This window comes from Leucobacter sp. PH1c (genome assembly GCF_000633415.1).
Classification (GTDB): domain Bacteria; phylum Actinomycetota; class Actinomycetes; order Actinomycetales; family Microbacteriaceae; genus Leucobacter.
On the sequence record NZ_AYMV01000005.1, the window covers coordinates 1 to 19853 of the forward strand.

The following is a 19853-nucleotide window of genomic DNA, read 5'->3' on the forward strand; positions in this document are numbered from 1 at the left end:
CTCATCATGATGCACGAGGGCCGGATCGTGTTCCAGGCGTCTGCGGAGGAGAAGCAGCATCTCACGGTGCCGCAGCTGCTCGCGGAGTTCGCGAAGATCAAGGGTGCGACGTTCGACGATCGGGCACTGCTCGCCTGAACCCGCGGCGCCTCGCGCCCTGCGCCTCGCGCCCCGCTCCGCCTGAGTACGGGCCGGGAGCGCGGGGCGTCGCGGCGCGCGCTCCCGCGATTGCCGGGGCCGAAGCCTAGAGTGAAGTCATGGCAGCCACCTCCTCTCCCCAGGGAACGGCCTGGGCCGTGTCCGCAGCGTCCGCGGAGGGCCGCGCCGGCTCGTGGCTCGAAGCGCTGCGCAACCGCGACGACGACGCGGTGCGCGCCCCGCTCGGCGGCATGCACCGGGATCCCGAGAGTTTCGACTTCACCCGCCGCCTGCTCGAGCTCGTCGCCGGCACGGACGACGCGTTCGCCTCGGCCGTCGGCCTCCGGGAGATGGCCCACGAAGTACCCGCCTCGATGGGCACGCGGGATCGCCTCGCGGTGCGCGCGGGCGGAGCCGCCTCCCTCGGGATGCCGTGGGCCGTGATGCCCGTGGCACGCCGCTGGCTGCGCTCCCGGCTGTCGAGCCTCGTGCTCGCCACCAAGCTGCCCGCTCCGGGGATCCCCGTCGCGGGCGAGTCGCCCGATCCCGGCCGCCTCACCGCGCTCGCGGAGGCGCTGCGCCGGCACCGGGACGCCGGTCTCGTCCCCGTCGTCGCGCCGCTCGGCCGCGCCATCCACGGCCCCGAGCAGGCCGCGGCGGAGGCCCGTCGTCTCGCCGCGCTCGCGGCGCACGCCGCGGTGGGGCACCTCGTGGTTGACCCCGAGCGCCTCGTCCCGGGCGGCACCGACTGGTCGATCGACGCCGATGTGACGGCCGCCGCGTGCGCGCTCCAGCCGATCCTCGCCGCTGCAGCGGAGCACGGCACCACCATCCACCTCGAGCCGAGCGGTGTGCGGTGGGCCCGGGCGACCCCGGAGCTGCTCGCACGGGCCCTCGCCGACCCCGCCTTCGACCGGGTGCGGATCGGCGCGCGCCTGTTCGCCGAGCTCCCCGAGTCGCGCGAGCTCTACAGCCGGATCAGCCGCTGGGCGCAGCGCCGCGTGGCCGAGGGCGGAGCTCCCGCCGAGGTCGTGATCGGCGTCGCCGGGGTGGCCGGGGCCGAGCGCATCGCCGCCATCCTGAGCGGGCTCCCCGTCGCCGTCATCGAGGAGCGGGACGCGCTTGCGGCGCAGCTCTTGCGACTCGTCGAGCTCGCGCTCCACCCGGGCCGCGCCGCCGTCCTCCGCCCCGTGATCGCGAGCGAGGATCCGATCGTGCTCGCCGCCGTCGTGAGCGTAGCTGAGGAGCTCGGCGCGACGGAGCTCGCCTCGGTGCAGCTGCGCGGCGGCGTGGTCCCCGGGCTCGCCGAGACGATCGCGGCGCAGCACGGCGAGATCGAGGTGCGGCTCGTGCAGCCGGTCGTGGCGCCCGGCGAGTTCACCGGTGCCGTCGACCTGCTCGTCGGACTCGCGGGAGAGGCCGCGGATCCCGCATCCACGCCCTCGCGCGTGGACGCGCTGCTCGCCGCGGGCGCCGCTCCCGAGCGCGACGCCGCGGACGCCCTCGCGGAGGAGTGGGCGGCGCACCTCCGCGCGGTCGAGCTCGCCGCGGAGCCAGCGCCCGATCCGCACCGCACCCAGCTCCGCGCCCGCGAGTGGGATCCGAGCGAGCGCGATAGCGCCCTGTTCTACCGCGCCCCCGACGAGCCGGCGCGCTTCGACACGGGCGGCCTCACGGCGGCCGTGCTCGGTCTCGGCCGGGGGGCGACGGGCGCCTTCCAACTCGAGGAGTTCGCGCCGCCGCGCGCGATCCCGGCCGTCTCGGACTCGGGCTTCGCGAACGAGCCGGGCACCGACGCGAGCCTCCCCGCGAACCGCGAGTGGCTGCGCGAGCAGCTCCGTCACGCCGGCGCGCGGACGAGCGCGGAGGACGCCGCGAACGCGACGATCGCCCTCTCGCCCGCCGACCTCGATCCCGAGCGGGTGGCCCTCACCGCCCGGGAGTCCGGCGAGCGGTGGTCCGCCCACGGCCCCGCCGCCCGCGGCGTGCGCCTGCGCCGCGCGGCCCTCGCGATCGTCGCGGCGCGCGACCGGCTGCTCACGGCCCTCGCCGCGGACACGGGCGCCCCGGCGGCCGAGCTCGACGCCGAGGTGAACGACATCGTGGACGCCGCCCGCTTCGCCGGGCAGCTCGCCGCGGGCCTCGGCGCCGTGCGCGGGGCGAGCTTCGTCCCCGACGCGCTCATCCTCGTCTCCGCCGATGCCGGCACCCCGCTCGCGCACCAGGCGGAGGCGGTGTTCTCCGCGCTCGGCGCCGGCGCGGGCGTGCTCTGGGCGGTGCCGCCCCGCTTCCTCGCCTCGGCGACGGCCCTCGTGGAGGAGTGCGAGGCCGGCGGCCTCACGGCCGGTGCCGTGCGCATCGAATCGGTCGCCGTGGAGGCGACGATCGCGGAGCTCGCGGCGCATCACGAAGTGGACCGCGCCATCGTGCTCGGCGCCCGCGGCGCGGGGCACGAGCTTGCCAGGCGGCGCCCCGACCTGCGGATCGAGGGTCAGTTCCGCGCGCGCGGCTCGGTGCTCGTCGCCCCCTCGGCGGATCTCGATCAGGCGATCTCCGACATCGTCGCCTCGGCCTTCCGCGCGGGCGGCAGCGACCCCCGCGGGGCGCACGCCGCGATCCTGCTCGGCAGCGTGGCGCGCTCGCGCAGGTTCCGCGCCGGGCTCGCCGACGCCGTGCGCGCCCTGCGCCCGGGCGACACCGCCCGGCCCGGCGGAGCGGACCCCCTCGGCTTCACCCTCGGCCCGCTCCCCGAGCCCGCGACGGGCGCCGCGCTCCGCGCGCTCACCGAGCTCGACCGCGGTGAGGAGTGGCTCGTGCAGCCCGAGCAACTCGACGAGGAGGGGCGGCTGTGGAGCCCGGGCGTGAAGCTCGGCCTCACCGAGCAGTCGCCGTTCTGGGCGGACGCGAGCGGCGCGCCCGTGCTCGGCGTCGCGAACGCGCACTCGCTCGCCGACGCTCTGCGCATGCAGAACGCAGCGGGCGGCGGCGGCGTGGCCGGACTCCAGTCGAACGACGCGGAGGAGATCCTCGCGTGGACGGACCAGGTGCGCGCGGCCGCGCTCGCGATCAACGCGCCCACGACGGGCGCTCGCATTGAGCGGCAGCCCGGCGGCGGCTGGGGTGACGCCGTGATGGGCCTGCCCACCCTGGCGGGTGGCCCGCACCGCCTGCTCGCGCTCGGCTCGTGGGAGCCGCGGCCGGGCACCCGGAGCGACACGCTGCACCTGCGCGGGCTCGACCCGGAGGTGCGGCTGCTCATCGAGGCGGCGCAGCCCACGCTCGCCTATGAGGAGTTCGACGCCGTGCGCCGTGCGGCGCTCGCCGACGCGCTCGTGTGGCGCACCTCGCTTGGCGTCGAGCGCGACACGATCGGCCTCGGGGTCGAGCGCAACGCCGTGCGCACCCGCCCCGTCGTGACGCAGGTGCGGCTCGCCGAGGACGGCCCGCTCGCCGCGCTCATCCGCGTGCTCGCCGCCGCGCTGCTCGTGCGCGCGCCGATCGCGGTGTCCACGGGGCAGGTGCTCCCCACCCCCGTCGCGGATCTGCTGACCGCGCAGGGGATCGAGGTCTCCCTGGAGCGCGACGATGACTGGATGGAGCGGCTCGCCGTCTCGGGCCCGCTCGGCCCCGAGGACGCGCCGGCCTCGCGCGTGCGACTCATCGGCGGCGATCCCGTGCGCGTCGCCGAGTGGATGGGCGGCCTCGACCGCGCCGCGCTGTGGGCCGAGACGGTCACGATGGCCGGCCCCGTCGAACTGCTCACCCTGCTGCGGGAGCAGGCGATCACGGCCCGCGCGCACCGGCACGGGCTCGCGATCCCCGTCCCGGGGCTCGACGAGATCCTCGAGGGGGCCTAGCGCCCGTTCCCGGCGCGCCCCGCGGCCAGCCGCATGGGGGTGTGCGGGATCCCGTCCTCGAGGAACTCCGCGCCGCTCGTCACGAAGCCGAAGCCGCCGTACCACTCGGTGAGGTACGACTGCGCGTGGATCACGACCTCGTCGCCGCCGCACTCCGCGATCGCGGCGCGCAGCAGCGCGCCGGCGAGCCCGCGCCCGCGCCAGTCGGCGGCCGTGACCACGCGGCCGATGCTGCGCACGCCGGGCTCGGCCTCGGCGAGGATGCGCAGGCCCGCTGCGGGCTCGCCCGTCTCGTCCGCGAACCAGAGCTGCACCGTGCCGGGCTCGAGGTCGCGGCCGTCGAGGTCGAGGTAGGGGCAATCCTGCTCGACGACGAAGACCTCCTGCCGGAGCCGGGCGATGCGGTGGAACGTCTCGAGATCGAGCGCGGCCGGGCCCCGGGCGATGCGGAGGGACAGCTCTGCGGGGATGGCCTGGGCTGACGGAGTCATGCTCCGATCCTGCCACGGATGCGCGGCCCGGCACAGGGCGGAGGGACAGGCCCGGCGCGCCGGGCCGATTTCCGTTCGTGGCGTCGAGCGGGTAAAGTTGGCTCGTCCGCGTTCGCGTGGACAACGGCGGGTTACCCGAGCGGCCAAAGGGGGCTGACTGTAAATCAGCTGGCACTGCCTACGGGGGTTCGAATCCCTCACCCGCCACAGCAAGAAAAGCCCGGTCAGAATGAATTTCTGGCCGGGCTTTTTCGTTGCTTGGGTCTGTCTGTTTTATGCCGCCTGGCGGTCTACTGGCGGTTTTCGCTGAAGAGCTCGCTGAGAAGTGCGGCGACCTGGGGCCCGCGACGTTTCTTCTCCACGTAGTGCTTCAGATTGCCGAGCCCGGTGTGCCCCAACTGTTCCGCGGCCTCACGTTCACCCAGCGTGTGGGCGATGAGAGTCGCCACCGATTTGCGGTAGAGGCCGGGCGTGAGTCCTTCGTACGGAGAGGACTTGAGCGCGGAGTGCCAGTCGCGACGAAATGCATCGGGTGAGCGTACTGTTCCGACCTCGCTGGGGAACACGAGGCCCACCTTGGCGCTGATTCTGCGTTGCATGAGCATTGGCACGATCTCGTAGGGCAGCTCGAGCCTGCGAACGCTCTCGGAAGTCTTGGGGTGGGGCTGGACCACGTACTTGTTCTGCAGGTTCCGAACCACGGTCTTCGAGATGTCGACAGTTGCGGGTTCTCTTGCACCCTCTGGCATGAGGGCCTGATCGATACTGAAGTCATCGAAGTAGAGCGCGAGGACTTCGGAGGTGCGCTCCGCGGTCGCCGTGTAGACGTCGGTCGCATCGGTAAGGGATCCGTTGCGGGGGTGTTTGCCCCACAAGAGCGCCGAGTCCCACCGCTGCAGGAGCAACCTGATCGCATGCAGGTCCTTTGCTCCCAACGCCGTCACGTCAGGTCGCGCGCGTCGAACCGCTCGCACTTCGGCGACCGGATTTGTCTCGAACACACCATGCAGGACTGCGAGCACCATGATCTTTTTCAGGATGCTTCGTAGTGACCGCGCGGCTCCTGGGTACTGTTTCGCGACAGCATGGATGAAGGCATCAAGCCGGCCGGGGGTGCATTCCGCGAGACGCAGCTCGCCAATGCCTGATCTGATCGTTCGGAGCTTACTCAGTTCGTTCCGCTTCGTCTGGTCGGAGTTGGGTCCAGCGAGCATCTCGGGCTCATAGATGTCCACGAGCTCGCGCACCCGCATGTCTCTTGTGATGTTTCCCAGTGCAGGCTTGGCGCGGTCGGAGAGTGCCTCAAGGAGCCGTTGCTTCGCGACTCCCTTGGTGCGCCCCTGGCGCACCACCCTTCGGCTTACTCCGTCGAAATCGCGGAACCACGCAGAGGCGTAGCGCGTGCCATTCTCGGCGTACTCTCGGACTTCGCCCCATGAGCCGATCGGTGTTGCTAGTCGTGCCATTAGACAACCTCAAGTCGTTGCGCCCATTGCCCAGCACCCATGCGCGGGGCACGGTAGATCGTGTTTCCGTAGCGTTCGAGGCGGTCACGCGCAGTAGCGAGGCGCTTCCGGTGCTCGTGGTAAGCAAGGAACTGGGAGCGGGTTATGCCGAGCTCGATGCAAATCCGGTCGTAGTCACTGTGACAAGCGGTGAGTTTGTCCCACTCGCCAGGGTTCGTGATTCGTAGCGCGGAGTGGAGATTTGCGCGCGCTTCGTTGCGCGGGTGGTGGCCGCCGGGGTCGGAATGCTCCACGTGAACGCATTCATGCGCGAGCACGGGTCGGATTAGGTCGGGGCGGAGATTCCTGTCGCGGATCACCATGTTGCGCTCGGGCACCCAGATTGCAGGTAGCTCGATCGAGTGCACAACTATGCGGGTCTTCATGCGATCCAGGAGCTCGACGGGATCATATGCAGGGTCGTAGGCGTGCGGCTGCATTGTGTCTCCTTCCGGAAAATGGGCGCACTGATCTACGGAAGGGCCGCGGGGCCCTCCAATGCCCGAGCTTCTGTCAGGGGCTTAGGGAGTGTGGTCCTCGGGTTCGCCGTCGCTGGGGTGTGCAGCGTATCGGCCTGCCCACTCCTCGATCACGTTGTCGGGGATGTGCGCAAGATCCTCGTCGGGACCACTGACACTTGCGCGGCGGTCGGCGAGGGCGATTGGTGGTGCCGGGGTGGCGTCGGCGGCTCGTTCGGCGCGATCCACGAGCTCGGTGAGGGACAGGCCGAGTGCCTCGGCAATTGCCGCAAGATCACCAACGCCCAGGGGCACGCGTTCGCCGGTTCTGGGGTTGCCGCCGTCGAGGCGGGTTGACATGTACTGGGACGACTTGTTGATCAAGCGGCCGAGGCCACGGGAAGACAGGTCGCGTCGACCCATCTCGGCCTTGATCTCAGAGATGAGCGCGTCGGCAAAGCGGCGGGATCTATCAGTGTTCTCAGTCACCTGCCCAGTTTCACCTCTGCATGATTATTCGTCAATATGCATGATCATGTTGACAGCGCACGACAAGTCGTCCAATGCGAGTGCATGATCAATCATTCATCGCACGGTGAGGAGCTCGCCGGGCTCATAGTCGAAGAGATTCGAGTCGAGGTGGCACGCCAGAAGCGCTCGCGCCGTGAACTGGCGAAGGTGATCGGCGTCACGGAGCACACTGCCGGAAGCTGGCTCAGTGGTTCACCAAGCTTCAACACCCAAGAGCTCGCCACTGTCGCTTCATGGCACCCCTTTTCGAAAGTGTGTTCGAAAAGGATTGTAGGTCGGGCGGCTGACAGTGGGGTTTTCCTGAAGTGCATTAGGTGCAGGATGCTAGGAAAACTCTCTTTCGCGAGAGCGCGCGAGGCGTGTGGGCTGGCACTGCGAGCAGTGGCGGTGGCGATTCGCGCGTCACCTAGCAGTGCGCGCGGGCCGAGGTCCCTTGGTCGCGGCATCTGCTTCTCTTCCCCACGCCAGGATGGCAAAAGCGACTCCGAGTGCTCCGAGTGCGACCAAGATCGCCGCAACTGTGGGCAGTCCGATCGCAGCGCCGAGGACGCCCGCGAGCGGGTAGGTGATGAGGAAGCAGGCGTGCGAAAGTGAGAACTGGGCAGCGAACACCGCGGGCCGGTTCTGCTCGGTGCTATTGCGTCGCAGTAGTCGTGCGGATGGGGTGAGGACGGTCGAGGTCGCGGCCCCAAGCAGCGCCCACAGCGCCAGCAACGCGCTCCACTCTGCTGCGCCGGTCAGCCACTCGATCGTTCCTGCGACTGCAGCGAGGAGGACTGGGAGTGTGATCCCGCCGGTGAGCATCACCGGACGGTCTGGCAGCTTGTCGAGGAGTTTCGGCATGCCAAGAGCGACAAGCATGGACCCGCCGCCGTACGCCGCGAGGAGTAGTGCGACATCGGATTGCGGGCGGCCGAGGCTGCCCTGCACGAGGACGACAGTGTTCACGATGACCATCGCTGTGGTCGTTGCGACGACGAGGTTCAGGCCCATCAGGCCGCGCAGTTCCGGGCTTGCCCAGAACGCGCGCGCGCCGCGGGTGAGCCGGTCGAAGAAGCGAGTCGGGGGCGGCGTCTCGATGCGCGGGAACCGGGATGCGATCACGAGTGCTGCGGAGACGAGGAACCCGATCACAGTGCCGACGAAGAGGTTATGGAAGCTGATGACGGTCAGGAGGGCTGCGGCGAGCATCGGGCTCACGAGCGATTCCAGATCATAGGCGAGCCTGGACAGCGAGAGCGCTCGCGTGTACTCGCGCTCATCGGGCAGCACTGACGGGATCACAGCCTGAAACGTGGGTGTGAACGTCGCCGAGGCTGACTGGAGCAGGAAGATCAGCACATAAATCTGCCACGCCTCGGTTACGAACGGCAACGAGACTGCGACCCCCGCTCGGATCAGGTCCGCCCCGATGAGAACTGGTTTTCTCGGAAGGCGAGCGACGAGCGCGGTCGTGACCGGGGACACTGCCACATAGGCGACCATCTTGATCGTCATCGCGACGCCCATCACGATGCCTGCATCGCCGCCGGCGATCTCGAACGCGAGCAGCCCGAGCGCGACAGTCAGGAGCCCGGTTCCGAGCAGAGCGATGATCTGCGCGCTGAACAGCTTCGCGTAGGTCGGGTTACGGAGGACGGCAAGCATGGCGGGCCTTACTGATCGCTGGAGAACGTGAAGTTACTGCTGGGGTGCGGTGTGATGAGGCGGCATCTGCCCGTTCGCGACCGCGTGCTCGGCTTGCTTGATCGCCTCGAGGACGAGCGTGAGCGCGTGTTCGTCAGTGAGGCGGTAGAGCACACTCGTGCCCTCATGCCGGGTCGTGACCATGCGTGCCATCCGCATGCGGGCGAGGTGTTGTGACACCCCCGACGGCTTCTTCCCGACGAGCTCCGCGATAGCGTTCACGGGCATTTCATCGGTTCGGCGGAGCACGAGGACGATTCTGATCCGGGTCGGATCGGCGAGGATGCCGAGCACTTCCGCAGCGAGGTCGACATACTCCGACGCTGGGTCCATCGCGTAAATCTTATTATCTGCATCCATACGCAGATAATAACACTACTACCTCGCGGTGGTGTATTGAGGTCCGCTGGGCAGCGGAGGATCCCCAGATGCCCCTCGCTAATCCAGCGGAGCATCAGCGTGCCGTCTGGGGCTTTGCATGGGTCCTTTGCGGCGTCCCGGTTCGGCGTCGAGCCATCGGCCTTCTGAGTTTCGAAGACAAGGGCTGGTCGTGCTGGAAGCTCCGACGCTGTGGCGCCAGGGTAGCGAGAAGGAGAGCGGACAGGCGTTGGGCCATCTCTCCGGGGTTGACGCTGGGTGGCCAATCTCTGGCGAAATACTGGCGGTTTTGGACAGTGCCCGTCGGTGCCCGTCAGTGCCCAAGATGTCGCCTGGCGTTCTGGGGCAACGTCGGGCAATCCTGGGGAGTATGGCTGGGGTTCAGCTGGCACTGCCTACGGGGGTTCGAATCCCTCACCCGCCACCACGAGAAGATCCCCGGCTCCGAGAGCCGGGGATCTTCTGCGTTTCCGGGCCGTGGGGCGCGGAGCGGCGCGACCGTTACGTCCGGTCCGCGGTCGCGGTCTCGCGGCGACGGATCAGCAGCAGCGCGGCGCCGAGGCCCGCGGCGGCGGCGCTCGCGGCCCAGAGGATGGCGCTCGCGGGCTGACCGGTTGCAGCGAGTCCGCCCGGTGCGGGCTGCTGCGGAGTCCCGGGGCCGGGCTTCGGGCCGGGGCCCGGTTTCGGCTCCGGATCCGGGCGGCTCGGCTCGGTCGCTTCGATCGCGATCGTGCCGGTCGCGGTGTGGCGTTCGCCGAGCGCGGTGTGCTCCCCGGGGCTGGACAGCGTCAGGGTGAACTGCCGGGAGTCCGGCTCCGCCCCGGCGGGCGCGGGCGCGGTGCGCACGGTGACCTGGCGGGGAGCGGTGTCGCCGGCTTCCCACACGAGCGTCTCGGTGACCGCGGTGTAGTCGGTTCCTGCCCGGGCCGTGCCATCCGCGGTGGACACGGTCACGCTGGCACCGCCCGCGGCGCGCCGCTCGCTGGCGCTGTCGCGAGTCACGGTGAACGTGAGCGTCGATCCCGCGCGTGCACGCTGATCCGGTCCGATCTGCACCGTGCTCGCGGCGACCTGGGCCGCGCTCACGGTGACCGTGAAGCGCTGGGTGACCTTGTTGCCGAGCGCGTCCGCCGCGGTGAGCCCCACGCTGAACTCCCCGGCGGCGTCCGGCGTGCCGCGCAGCAGGCCCGTCGCGGGATCGATCGTGAGCCACGCGGGCGCTTCTGCGTCGAGCGCGAAGCGCGTCGCGGGGAAGCCCTCGGTCACGGTCACCTGGTGCGTGAACGGCTCCGCCGCGCGGGCGTCTGCTCGGTCGGCGCTCGTCACCTCGCTGAGCACGACGGGCAGGGTCATGCGGCCGGCGAACTCGTTGAAGCCCGTGCCGTCACCGAAGCTGTACTGGAGGAACTCGGGTTCAGCGAGCCGCGTGAAGCGCAGCAGGGGGAGCTCCGGCGCGGGCTCGGGGCCCGTCGGGGGGAAGCTCGTCTCGCGCAGCTCCGGGAACGTGGTGCCGTCGCGGAGGGCGAGCTGTCCGGATGCGTCGAGCACGAAGCTCGTCGCGTCGCGCGGAACGTACTGCGTGGGGCCCGTGAGGTTCTGCTGGGAGACATGCAGGCTCGTCGTGGCGTCCGCTTCTCGCAGGCCCACGAGGCTGGGGATCCTGTTGTCGACGGCGTCGAGCGAGGTGAGCGCGGTGCTCGCTGCGAGCGCTTCGAGCGACACGGTGCGCGTGTTCCGAATGTCGAGCAGCTGGAGCTTCGGCTTGTTCGCGAGCGCGTCGATGCCGCCCGTGAGCTGAGTGTTGCTGAGCCAGACATGGCTCAGCTCGGAGAGGTCCTCGAGTCCGGCGAGCGAGCTGATCGCCGTGCGCGTGGCCCAGAGCTGCGACAGGTCGCGCATGTTCGCGAGCGGTTCGAGGCTCGTGACGGGCGCGTTGGTGATCGAGAGGGAGCGCAGGGCGCGCAGCTCGGCGAGCGGGGACAGATCGTTCACGGCGGTGAACTGCAGCGTGAGCGAGAGGAGTCCGGTCAGCCCGGCGAGGGGGCCGAGGTCGCTGAGCGCGCCGTCCTGGCTGAGGTCGAGCTGCGTGAGCCCCGTGAGGCCGGCGAGCCCGGCGAGGTCGGTGAGCGCGGGAAGCTCGGTGAGCGTCAGCTTCGTCAGTTTGCTCATCCCCGCGAGGGGCGCCGTGCTCGTGAGCGCGGGGCTGTTGGTGATGTCGAGCGTGTGCAGATTCGTCGCCGAGGCGAGCCCCGCGAGGCCCGCGTCGGTGAGCTGCACGTTCGTGAACGAGACCGTGCCGAGTTTGGGCAGCGAGCCGAGGCTCGCGAGCGCAGCGGGCGTGGTGAACTCGTGGGCGCTTCCGACGACGGTGAGTCTGAGCGTGTTCGTCGCTCCCTCGAACCCCGCGAAGCTCCGGATCGCCGGCCCGTCGATGCACTGGAACTGCATGCGGAGCCCGGCGAGATCCTGCTCCGTGATGGGCTCGGCGTCGTCGCGGCCGCCCCCGATACTCCGGTTGATGCAGGCGGCGAGCCCCGGGTCCTCGATGACGCCGACGGCGGCCTGCGCGGCCGGCGCCGCGACGAGCGGCGCGAGAGCGAGGGCGCCCGCGAGGAGCGCGGCCGCGGTGCCGCGCCGGATGCGTCCGCGCGCCGCGGTTCCGCGCGCCGAGCCTCGGTTTCTGATCATAATCTCCCCCTGTTTAGCTCATAGTGAATTGCTAGGTTATGCTTCCGACGGTAGACGAAGCGCAGCGCGATTGCGAGGCATCGGTGCCGGATCCGCCCTGGGACAGGGGCAGCGCGGGAGCACGATGCGTCGCTTCACGCCCCCCGCGCCCCCGGTGCCGGCGCGATTTCCTCGACATTCGGGCAGCGGATCCGCGGTTTTTCGCGCGGTATGTCTGCCGCGAGGCGAGACGCGTGCGCCGCGCCCCTCGACTTCGATAGTCTCGAGAAGTGGCGCAACCGCGCCCGTCGTCACATGTTCTGACCGGGAATTTCGTCGCTCTCCGCGCGTGCCGATCGGTTCGTTCGCTGCGCCGTTCACTGCTGAGCGCCGCTGCGCGGCCGCCTCGTGCGAGGGGCTGCGCCCGGGAACGGACACGGCTGTCAGAGAGGACACCCACCCCGCATGTCTGCATTCCCCACCGGAGCGCCCCCGTCGCAGCAGCGTCGCCGCGCGCTCGGAGCGTTCGGCGCTGCAGCGATCGCGCTGCCGCTCGTGCTCACCCCGGGCGCCGCCTTCGCGGCCCCCGCTCCCGCCCCCGCCGTCGTTCCCGGCGGCGCGGTCACGGCCATCGGCACGGGCACCTACCTGCCCGACTACGTCTCGGAGTTCGCGTCGCAGGTCAACGACGCCGCGGTCTTCGAGCACGTGCGCCACCTCGCCGTCGACATCGGCCCGCGCGTCGCCGCCACGACGGCCGAGGCCGCCGCGAACGCCTACGTCCAGGAGCAGCTGAACGCCTACGGCTTCACCACCGAGGTCGAGCGCTTCCCCGTGAACGCCACGGGCTTCGCGAATGCGATCCCGAGCCGCGACGCCGGCCCGCAGGTGAGCTGGCAGTTCCGTCCCGCGAGCAACGCGCGCTTCACCGGACCCGACGCGCCTGTGACCGCCGAGGTTGTCGACCTGGGTGCGGGCGACAGCATCGTCCCCGATCAGGTCGCTGGGAAATTCGCCCTCATCAACTGGACCGCCACGAAGGCGACCCGGGACGCGCAGCTCGCGGCGCTCGCCGCAGCCGGCGCCGCGGGGGCCATCTACGCGCAGACCACCGCGAACAGCTCGCTCGCGAACCCGGGCGCGGTCCCGGACGTCGCCACCGGCATGCAGGTGGTCGGCGCGGCCGACGGCCAGGGGAACCGGATCCGCGAGCTGCTCGCGGGCGGCTCCTTCTCGATCACGCTCACCACGGACCGGAGCGGCACCGAGAGCACGAACCTCATCGGCGTGCGCCCCGCGCAGGGCGACACCGACGGCACCGCGCCGATCGTGTACATTGGCGCGCACATCGACTCGGTGCTCGGCAGCCCGGGCGCGAGCGACAACGCTTCGGGCGTGGGGATCCTGCTCGAGTCCGCGCGGATCATGAGCCAGTACTCGCTCGACACCGAGATCCGAGTGGGCACCTGGGGTGCCGAGGAGCAGGGCATCGTCGGCTCCAGGGTGCACGCGAACCAGCTCACCCCCGCCGAGATCGACCGCACGATCGGCGCCTGGAACATGGACATGGCCGGCACCTCGCACCTCGGCACGGATGATCAGCCCTTCGAGTTCTGGGGCCTCACCGTCAACAAGGACAACGAGAACAACGCGGTGCTCGCCCAGGCGTCCGCCGTCTCCGGCGTCACCGGGCGCGGGGAGCTCAACCGCGGCTCCGTCGGGCGCTCGGACCACCAGTCCTTCCACGACGTCGGCATCGACGCCGCGGTCTTCAGCTGGATGTTCTGGTCCGCGACGAGCTCGATCGTGCTCGAGCCGACGTACCACAAGCCCTCCGACACGATCGATCACATCTCGCAGGAGCGCATCGGCATCGCCACCGAGATCATCGGCGGATCCGCGTTCCGCGCGGCGCTGAACACCGTGACGCTCGAGGTCGCCGACGAGCGGGATGCTGCCGCGGCCGATGTGCCCGTCGCCATGTCCTGCGGGGCCGACGAGGGCTGGCGCGAAGTGGGTCGCACCGACGACACCGGTTCCGTGACGGCGCTCGCGCCGTCGACCGAGTGCGACTTCGCGGCGGTCGCCGCGGACGGCTCGCGCGGCGCCGTGCTCGATCAGCGCGTCGCCGGCAGCACCTCCGTGCGCATCGCGCTCGCGCGCGACACCGAGGCGCCCGTGCTGACCTTCGCCCCCTCGGCAGAGCCGAACGCCGCGGGCTGGCACCGCACCGGTCCTGTCACCGTGTCGGTCGGCGCGAGCGATGCGGGCGACGCCGCCCCCGCGGTCGAGTTCTCGCTGAACGGCGGGGAGTGGCAGCCCTACACCGGAGCCATCGAGGTGTCCGCCGAGGGCGAGACGCTCATCCGGGCGCGCGCCACCGATAACAGCGGCAACGTTGCCGAGCTGAGCCACACCGTGCGGATCGACTCGGGCGCACCCGAGCTGAGCGTGACGCCGAACGCCGACGTCCGCGGCGAGGTCGTGGTGCGCGCGAGCGACTCGACCTCCGGCATCGGGGCCGTCGAGTTCCGGATCCTGCCCGACGGCGCCTGGCAGTCCGTCGCTGAGCTGCAGAGCCCCGCGCTCGCGCGCTCGGCAGCGAACGCTCGAGTCGCCGAGAACGCGCCCTTCGAGGGCACCTTCGCGCTCGAACTGCCGAAGACCGCGAGCTCGGTCGAGTTCCGCGCGACGGACGCAGCCGGGAACGAGAGCGCCCCGCTCGCGCTCGACTTCGCCGCGGCCAAGCCGGGCGAGACGAAGCCGCCGACTGGGCCGACGACGCCGACGAAGCCGACCGGGCCCACGCCGGGCACGACGCCGGGCGGAACGGACGCGCTCGCCGCGACGGGCGGCGACAGCCTCCTCGCGATCGGCCTCACGACGGGCGCGCTCCTGCTGCTCGCGGGCGGCGCGATCGTGGTGGCGCGACGCCGCACCGCCGGCGCCGAGTAGCCGAGGAATGGGCCGAGCCCCGGCAGGACACCAGTCCTGCCGGGGCTCGGTGCGTGCGGGCTACTCGCAGCCGACGCCGTCGCCGTCGCGGTCGAGATGCGGGCCGTACCCGGGGTCGCCGATGTAGACGGGCGCGGCACCCGCGTTTCGCGCCTCCGTGCAGTTGCGGAAGGACGTGGTTCCGGTCGGCTCCGGGGGTGCGGAGAGGAACGAGCGCGGAGCGGATGCCGCCTCTGCGGCCTGCGTGGCTTCCGCCGCGAGCGCCTCGGCGGTCTCGGCCCGCGTCGTGGCCTCCTGCGCGCGCCCCTCCGCCTCCTTCGCCCGCGCTTCGGCATCGCTGTGCTTCTGCGCGAGCTTCTGCTGCTCCGACGCGTGGGTCTTCTGCTGCTCGGCGAGCCGCTCCTCGACGTCGGCGAGCTCCGCCCGTGCGTCGTCGAGGGCCGCCGCGTCCGCGGCCGCGCTCTCGGTCGCGGCGATGAGCTCCTGCTCGAGCCGTTCGACGTCGGCCCGGGTCTCGGCGTTCAGTGCAGCTCCCGAGCCGCCGAGCACGAGGCCGACGACGCCCGCGGTGACCGCGACCCAGAGCGGAGTGCGGCGCTTTCGCCGCTGCGGGGCGCTCGGTGCGGGCTCTTCCGCGAGCGGGTCCGCGCCGAGGGGCCGGACGCGCGCGGTCCACTGCGTGCCGTCCCAGTAGCGCTCCTCGGTCGGATCGTCGGGATTCGGGTACCAGTTGGCGGCGGGCGTGCTCATGCCCCCATCCTGCCAGTGCTGTGCAAAAGCAACGAATTGCCTGTGGTTGGCGCGGGGTGGCCGCGGGCGTACGCTGAACCCATGAGCGAACTCGACACCCGGCTCCGCGCCCTCCCCGCGTTCCCCCACCCGCTCCCCGTGCTCGATCCTGGCAGCGTTCCCGAGGATCCCGACGCGCTGTTCCTCGCGTGGCTCGACGCGGCCATCGCGAGCGGCGAGCGCCAGCCGCACTCCATGGCCTTCGCGACCGTGCGCCCGGACGGCATGCCCGTGGCCCGCACGCTCATCCTCAAGGATCTCGACGCGCACGGGTACCACTTCTCCACGCACCGCACCTCGCGGAAGGGGCTCGAGCTCGCCGCCGATCCGCGCTGCTCGATGCTCTTCTTCTGGCGCGAGACGGGCCGCCAGGTGCGCGTGACGGGCGAGGCCGTCGCGCTCGATGACGAGATCACGCAGCGCGACTGGGCGGGCCGCCCGAGCTACACGGGGGAGCCCAACCCCGATTGGCAGCGCTACGCGCTGCGGGCGAGCGAGTTCGAGTTCATGCAGGCGCGGGAGGACCGGCAGCACACGCGGATCGAGTACCTGCGCGGTGCGTCCGGGTGGACGCACGCCCCCGTGGGTACCCCCGCCGGCTGAGCGCGCGCGGCACCGCGCTCACGGCGCCGCGCGCGGTGCTCCGAGTGCCGCGCCCGAGGCGCCGCGCCGCGAAATCAGTGGGGGCAGAGGGCGAAGGCGTAGTCGGCGGAGCCGCGGGCGGCGAGCCCGCGATCCCGCAGCACGAGCGACGCGGGCGCCCCGGGATCGTCGCACATCTCGGCGAAGCTGCGCGGCAGCTCGTCGGTGTACTCGATGTCGATGACGTGCGCGCCGTACTGCTCCGTGTACCGCTCGCACTCCCCGAACACGAGGCACTCCTCCGTCACGGCGAAGTCGAATCCCGCGTGCGAGCGCATGAGCTCCGCGTCGTCGGCCGCGTTCTTCTGCCCGGCGGCGAGCCCCGCGTCGTGCGCGACGGCGACGAGCGCCCGGGCGAGCTCGACGTTGTCCGCCCGCGCGAGCGCCCCCGCCGAGCGCGAGTACGTGTCGAGGTTGTCGAACTCGACGGCGGCGAAGCCGCGCTCCGCGCACCCCTCGATCCAGGGGCTCACGGTGCGCACGATCGCGTCGCGCCGATCGGCCGTGCGGGTGTCGAGCAGCACCTCGTCGGGCCAGGCCGGATCGTGGACCAGCGCTCCAGCGTCGTCGCGGAGCAGCGTCTCGTCGGGCCAGCGCCCGAGCTCGCCTGGCTGGGTCTGGAAGCCGTTCACGTAGCAGATGGAGTAGACCCCGGGCTCGGGCTCGGCCGTGCGGTCGCGCGCCACGATCGTGACGGCGGGATCGGGGCGGTACGCGCCGCCGAGCTGGTAGTCGGGCGGGCCGCCGGCCGGCGGGAGCGCGATCCCCGCCCGGGGCTCGGCCGCCCCGCCGGTCTCGGGAGCTGCGCCGCTCGCGCAGCCGCTCAGGAGGAGGGCCGACGCGAGCACCGCTGCGCTCGCCCCGGCGGCCGCGCCGGCGAGCGCTCCCCGGCGTGGTCGTGCGCCCCTGCCCGACGCGTGCCGCTCGATCCTCATGCCCCCAGTATCGCGGACGCGAGGATCCGGCCCGCAGCGATCCGGACACCGCGCGGCCGCGGCGATACACTCGGGGTATGAGTGACCTCGTCGTCTCCCTGCCCGCTGAAGGCCTGCGCGAAGCCCTGGGGGAGGTGCCCGGCGTCGAATTCGTCGAGTGGGATCTCGTCGGCCCGGCCCCGCGCGAGCGCATCGACATCGTCGTGCCGCCGTACTGGGGCGGCACGCGGCAGCTCGCGGCCCTCGCGGACGTCGAGACTCGGCTCGTGCAGTGGCAGTCGATCGGTTTCAACGGCGTCGCGAAGCACCTGCCCGAGGGAGTGCCGCTCGCGAACGCCGCGACCGTGCACGAGACCTCGACCGCCGAGCTCGCGCTCGCGCTGACGCTCGCCGCGCAGCGGGGCATCCCCGAGTTCGTGCGCGCGGGCGACGCGCACCGCTGGGAGCTGCGCTCGTTCCCGAGCCTCGCGGACCGGCGCGTGCTCATCGTCGGGTACGGCGGGGTCTCGCAGGCCGTCGAGGCGCGCCTCGCGGGCTTTGAGACCCGCATCACCCGGCTCGCCCGCACGGCCCGCGAGGAGCGGAACCTCGCGGGCGAGACGGTGCAGGTGCGGGGCTTCGCCGAGCTGGGCGATGCGCTCGCCGACGCGGAGATCGTGATCGTGGCCGTGCCGCTCACGGATGAGACGCGCGGCATGTTCGGCGCCGCCGAGCTCGCGCGCATGCCCGACGGCGCCCTGCTCGTGAACGTGGCTCGCGGCCCCGTGGTCGATACCGATGCGCTCGTCGCTGAGCTCACCGCCGGTCGGCTCCGGGCAGCGCTCGACGTGACCGATCCCGAGCCGCTGCCCGCCGATCACCCGCTCTGGGACTGCCCCGGTGCGCTCATCAGCCCGCACGTCGGCGGCGACTCGACCGCGATGCTGCCCCGGATGGTGGCGCTGATTCGACGCCAGATCGGGAAGCTCCAGGCGGGCGAGCGGCCCGAGAATCTCGTGCTGGGGGAGTGGCGCTGACGCGCGCCGTCCGGACGGGCGCCGTGCCGCCGCGCTGATCCCGCCTCCCGCGCCAGGTGAGGCGTGCACAGTGCGCGCGGCGCCCCGCTGTGCACACGCGCTGTTCCCGGCTGCATCCGCGGGTCTATGCTCGCTCCAGCGGGGATACTTCGGTGCCCCGGATCAGTGTCGATCCGAAAGGAACACAGCGCATGTCCGCCACCCCACCCACCGGTCGCCTCGCCGACGACGAGCATCTCGCCGTCCTCGGCTACGAGGGCAAGTTCGACCGCTCCATGAGCCTGTGGGCGAACTTCGCCCTCGGCTTCACCTACCTCTCGCCCCTCGTGGGCGTCTACTCGCTCTTCGCGACCGCGCTCGCGACGGGCGGCCCGCCCTCCATCTGGTGGATCGTGATCGTTGCGTGCGGGCAGATGCTCGTCGCACTCGTGTTCGGCGAGGTCGTCTCCCAGTACCCGATCCACGGCGGCATCTACCCGTGGGCCCGGCGCCTCTGGGGGCGCCGCTACGCGTGGCTCGCGGCCTGGGTCTACATCTGGGCGATGATCGTGACGATCACGGCCGTCGCCGAGTTCGGCGCCGGCTTCATCACGAGCCTGTTCGGGATCACGCTCACGCCCGAGTCGACGCTGTTCACCGGCCTCGGGCTGCTGCTGCTCGCCCTGCTCATCAACTTCTCGGGGACGAAGTGGCTCGCCCGCATCGCGCGCATCGGGCTCTTCGCCGAGCTGATCGGCGTGATCGGCCTCGGCCTCTACCTGCTGCTCTTCCAGCGCAAGCACTCGTTCGGGGTCTTCTTCGACACGATGGGCACGGAGGGCGACGGCTCGTACCTGCCCGTCTTCCTCGCCTCCGCGATCGCGGGCCTCTTCCTGTTCTACGGCTTCGAGGCCTGCGGCGACGTGGCCGAGGAGGTGTCGGATCCCGCGCGGCGGATCCCGCGCGCCATGCTCATGACGATCGTCGTCGGCGCGGTCTCCGCTCTGTTCTCGTTCGCGGGCTACGTGCTCGCCGCACCGAACCTGGAGGCGATCGTCGCGGGTGAGGAGGGGGATCCGATCCCGGCCATCCTCGAGGCGACGCTCGGCACGGTCGGCGCGAAGGTGTTCCTCGTGATCGCGATCCTCGCCTTCATCTCCTGCGTGCTCAGCCTGCAGGCCGCCGCGAGCCGCCTGCTGTACTCCTTCGCCCGCGACGGCATGCTCCCCGGGCACCGCTGGCTCTCGCGCGTCTCCGAGCGCAGCAAGGTCCCCACGAACGCGCTCATCGTCGCCTGCACCGTGCCGGCGCTCATCTGCGTGCTCATCTACTTCAACGAGGGGATCCTCGTCCCGGTCACGTCGTTCGCGATCCTCGGGATCTACTTCTCCTTCCACATGGTCGTGTTCGCGTCGCTCAAGCAGCGGTTCCAGGGCTGGCGCCCCGCCGGCCCGTTCAACCTGCGCGGCTTCGGCATCGTGGTGAACGTGCTCGCGCTCGCGTACGGCGTCTTCGCCATGATCCTGCTCGGCCGGCCGGGTGAGACCGGTGACTTCTTCACCGACTACGTGGTGCTGATCGGCCTCGGCGTCGTGCTCGTCACGGGGCTGCTCTACCTGTTCATTGCCCGCCCGGATCGCCTCTCGACGGCGCCCTCGGGTGACGCGAAGGCGGTCGCGGAGGAGATCCGCCGCCGCACGTGCCAGGTGCCGGTGCAGTAGCCGGCAGGGAGGCGGGGCGCGGCCCCGAAGCCCCGGGCCCGGGCGGGAGATCTCCCGCCTGGGCCCGCCGCTGTCTGGCAGTTGCCGGACTTTCGCGAGCCGGGG

Annotated in this window: 14 protein-coding genes and 1 tRNA gene; 6 read left to right on the forward strand and 9 right to left on the reverse strand. The window is 71.2% G+C overall.

The window, feature by feature from the left end; all coding sequences use genetic code 11:
• Positions 1-257: 257 nt before the first annotated feature.
• Entirely contained in the window at positions 258-3995 is a 3738-nt protein-coding gene (locus U874_RS0101365; protein ID WP_232755840.1) for an aldehyde dehydrogenase family protein, read from the forward strand.
• Here the strand turns inward: U874_RS0101365 and U874_RS0101370 are convergent.
• Positions 3992-4486, reverse strand: a complete 495-nt coding sequence (locus U874_RS0101370) for a GNAT family N-acetyltransferase (RefSeq protein WP_036057520.1) — start codon at positions 4484-4486, stop codon at positions 3992-3994. The genes U874_RS0101365 and U874_RS0101370 overlap by 4 nt on opposite strands.
• Positions 4487-4611: 125 nt before the next feature.
• Between U874_RS0101370 and U874_RS0101375 the strand changes: the two genes are divergently transcribed.
• A tRNA-Tyr gene (locus tag U874_RS0101375) sits at positions 4612-4693 on the forward strand.
• Between the two features lie 83 nt (positions 4694-4776).
• Here the strand turns inward: U874_RS0101375 and U874_RS0101380 are convergent.
• From U874_RS0101380 to U874_RS0101410, 6 genes are all read right to left on the reverse strand, one after another.
• Positions 4777-5952 carry a hypothetical protein gene (locus tag U874_RS0101380; protein WP_157834193.1) on the reverse strand — a complete coding sequence of 392 codons (1176 nt, stop codon included), beginning with the start codon at positions 5950-5952 and terminating at the stop codon, positions 4777-4779.
• Complete coding sequence (locus tag U874_RS0101385; RefSeq protein WP_025132758.1) at positions 5952-6431, reverse strand: hypothetical protein; 480 nt, start codon at positions 6429-6431, stop codon at positions 5952-5954. Before U874_RS0101385 ends, U874_RS0101380 begins: the two co-directional genes overlap by 1 nt.
• 81 nt (positions 6432-6512) lie before the next feature.
• Positions 6513-6938, reverse strand: a complete 426-nt coding sequence (locus U874_RS15450; RefSeq protein ID WP_157834194.1) for a hypothetical protein — start codon at positions 6936-6938, stop codon at positions 6513-6515.
• 444 nt (positions 6939-7382) lie between these two features.
• Positions 7383-8627 carry an MFS transporter gene (locus U874_RS0101400; RefSeq protein ID WP_025132760.1) on the reverse strand — a complete coding sequence of 415 codons (1245 nt, stop codon included), beginning with the start codon at positions 8625-8627 and terminating at the stop codon, positions 7383-7385.
• 33 nt (positions 8628-8660) lie between these two features.
• Positions 8661-8999 (reverse strand): metalloregulator ArsR/SmtB family transcription factor, encoded by a 339-nt coding sequence (locus U874_RS0101405; RefSeq protein WP_025132761.1) that lies wholly within the window; start codon positions 8997-8999, stop codon positions 8661-8663.
• Between the two features lie 546 nt (positions 9000-9545).
• Positions 9546-11732 carry a putative Ig domain-containing protein gene (locus U874_RS0101410; protein WP_025132762.1) on the reverse strand — a complete coding sequence of 729 codons (2187 nt, stop codon included), beginning with the start codon at positions 11730-11732 and terminating at the stop codon, positions 9546-9548.
• A gap of 444 nt (positions 11733-12176) precedes the next feature.
• Here U874_RS0101410 and U874_RS0101415 point away from each other — a divergent pair, with 444 nt between their 5' ends.
• Entirely contained in the window at positions 12177-14666 is a 2490-nt protein-coding gene (locus U874_RS0101415; protein WP_025132763.1) for a M28 family peptidase, read from the forward strand.
• Between the two features lie 60 nt (positions 14667-14726).
• Here U874_RS0101415 and U874_RS15880 read toward each other — a convergent pair whose 3' ends face one another.
• Positions 14727-15416, reverse strand: coding sequence for an excalibur calcium-binding domain-containing protein (locus U874_RS15880; protein WP_025132764.1), 690 nt, complete (start codon positions 15414-15416; stop codon positions 14727-14729).
• 81 nt (positions 15417-15497) lie between these two features.
• Here U874_RS15880 and U874_RS0101425 point away from each other — a divergent pair, with 81 nt between their 5' ends.
• Positions 15498-16058 carry a pyridoxal 5'-phosphate synthase gene (locus tag U874_RS0101425; protein ID WP_025132765.1) on the forward strand — a complete coding sequence of 187 codons (561 nt, stop codon included), beginning with the start codon at positions 15498-15500 and terminating at the stop codon, positions 16056-16058.
• A gap of 74 nt (positions 16059-16132) precedes the next feature.
• On the opposite strand, the gene U874_RS0101430 is transcribed toward U874_RS0101425, so the two are convergent.
• A complete protein-coding gene (locus tag U874_RS0101430; RefSeq protein WP_081809846.1) occupies positions 16133-17032 on the reverse strand; it encodes an endo alpha-1,4 polygalactosaminidase in 900 nt (299 codons plus the stop codon).
• A gap of 77 nt (positions 17033-17109) precedes the next feature.
• On the opposite strand from U874_RS0101430, the gene U874_RS0101435 reads away from it, so the two are divergent.
• Both U874_RS0101435 and U874_RS0101440 read left to right on the forward strand, forming a co-directional pair.
• Entirely contained in the window at positions 17110-18048 is a 939-nt protein-coding gene (locus tag U874_RS0101435) for a 2-hydroxyacid dehydrogenase (RefSeq protein WP_025132767.1), read from the forward strand.
• 191 nt (positions 18049-18239) lie between these two features.
• Positions 18240-19748: an APC family permease gene (locus U874_RS0101440; RefSeq protein ID WP_025132768.1), complete on the forward strand. Its 1509-nt coding sequence runs from the start codon at positions 18240-18242 to the stop codon at positions 19746-19748.
• Positions 19749-19853: the final 105 nt, after the last annotated feature.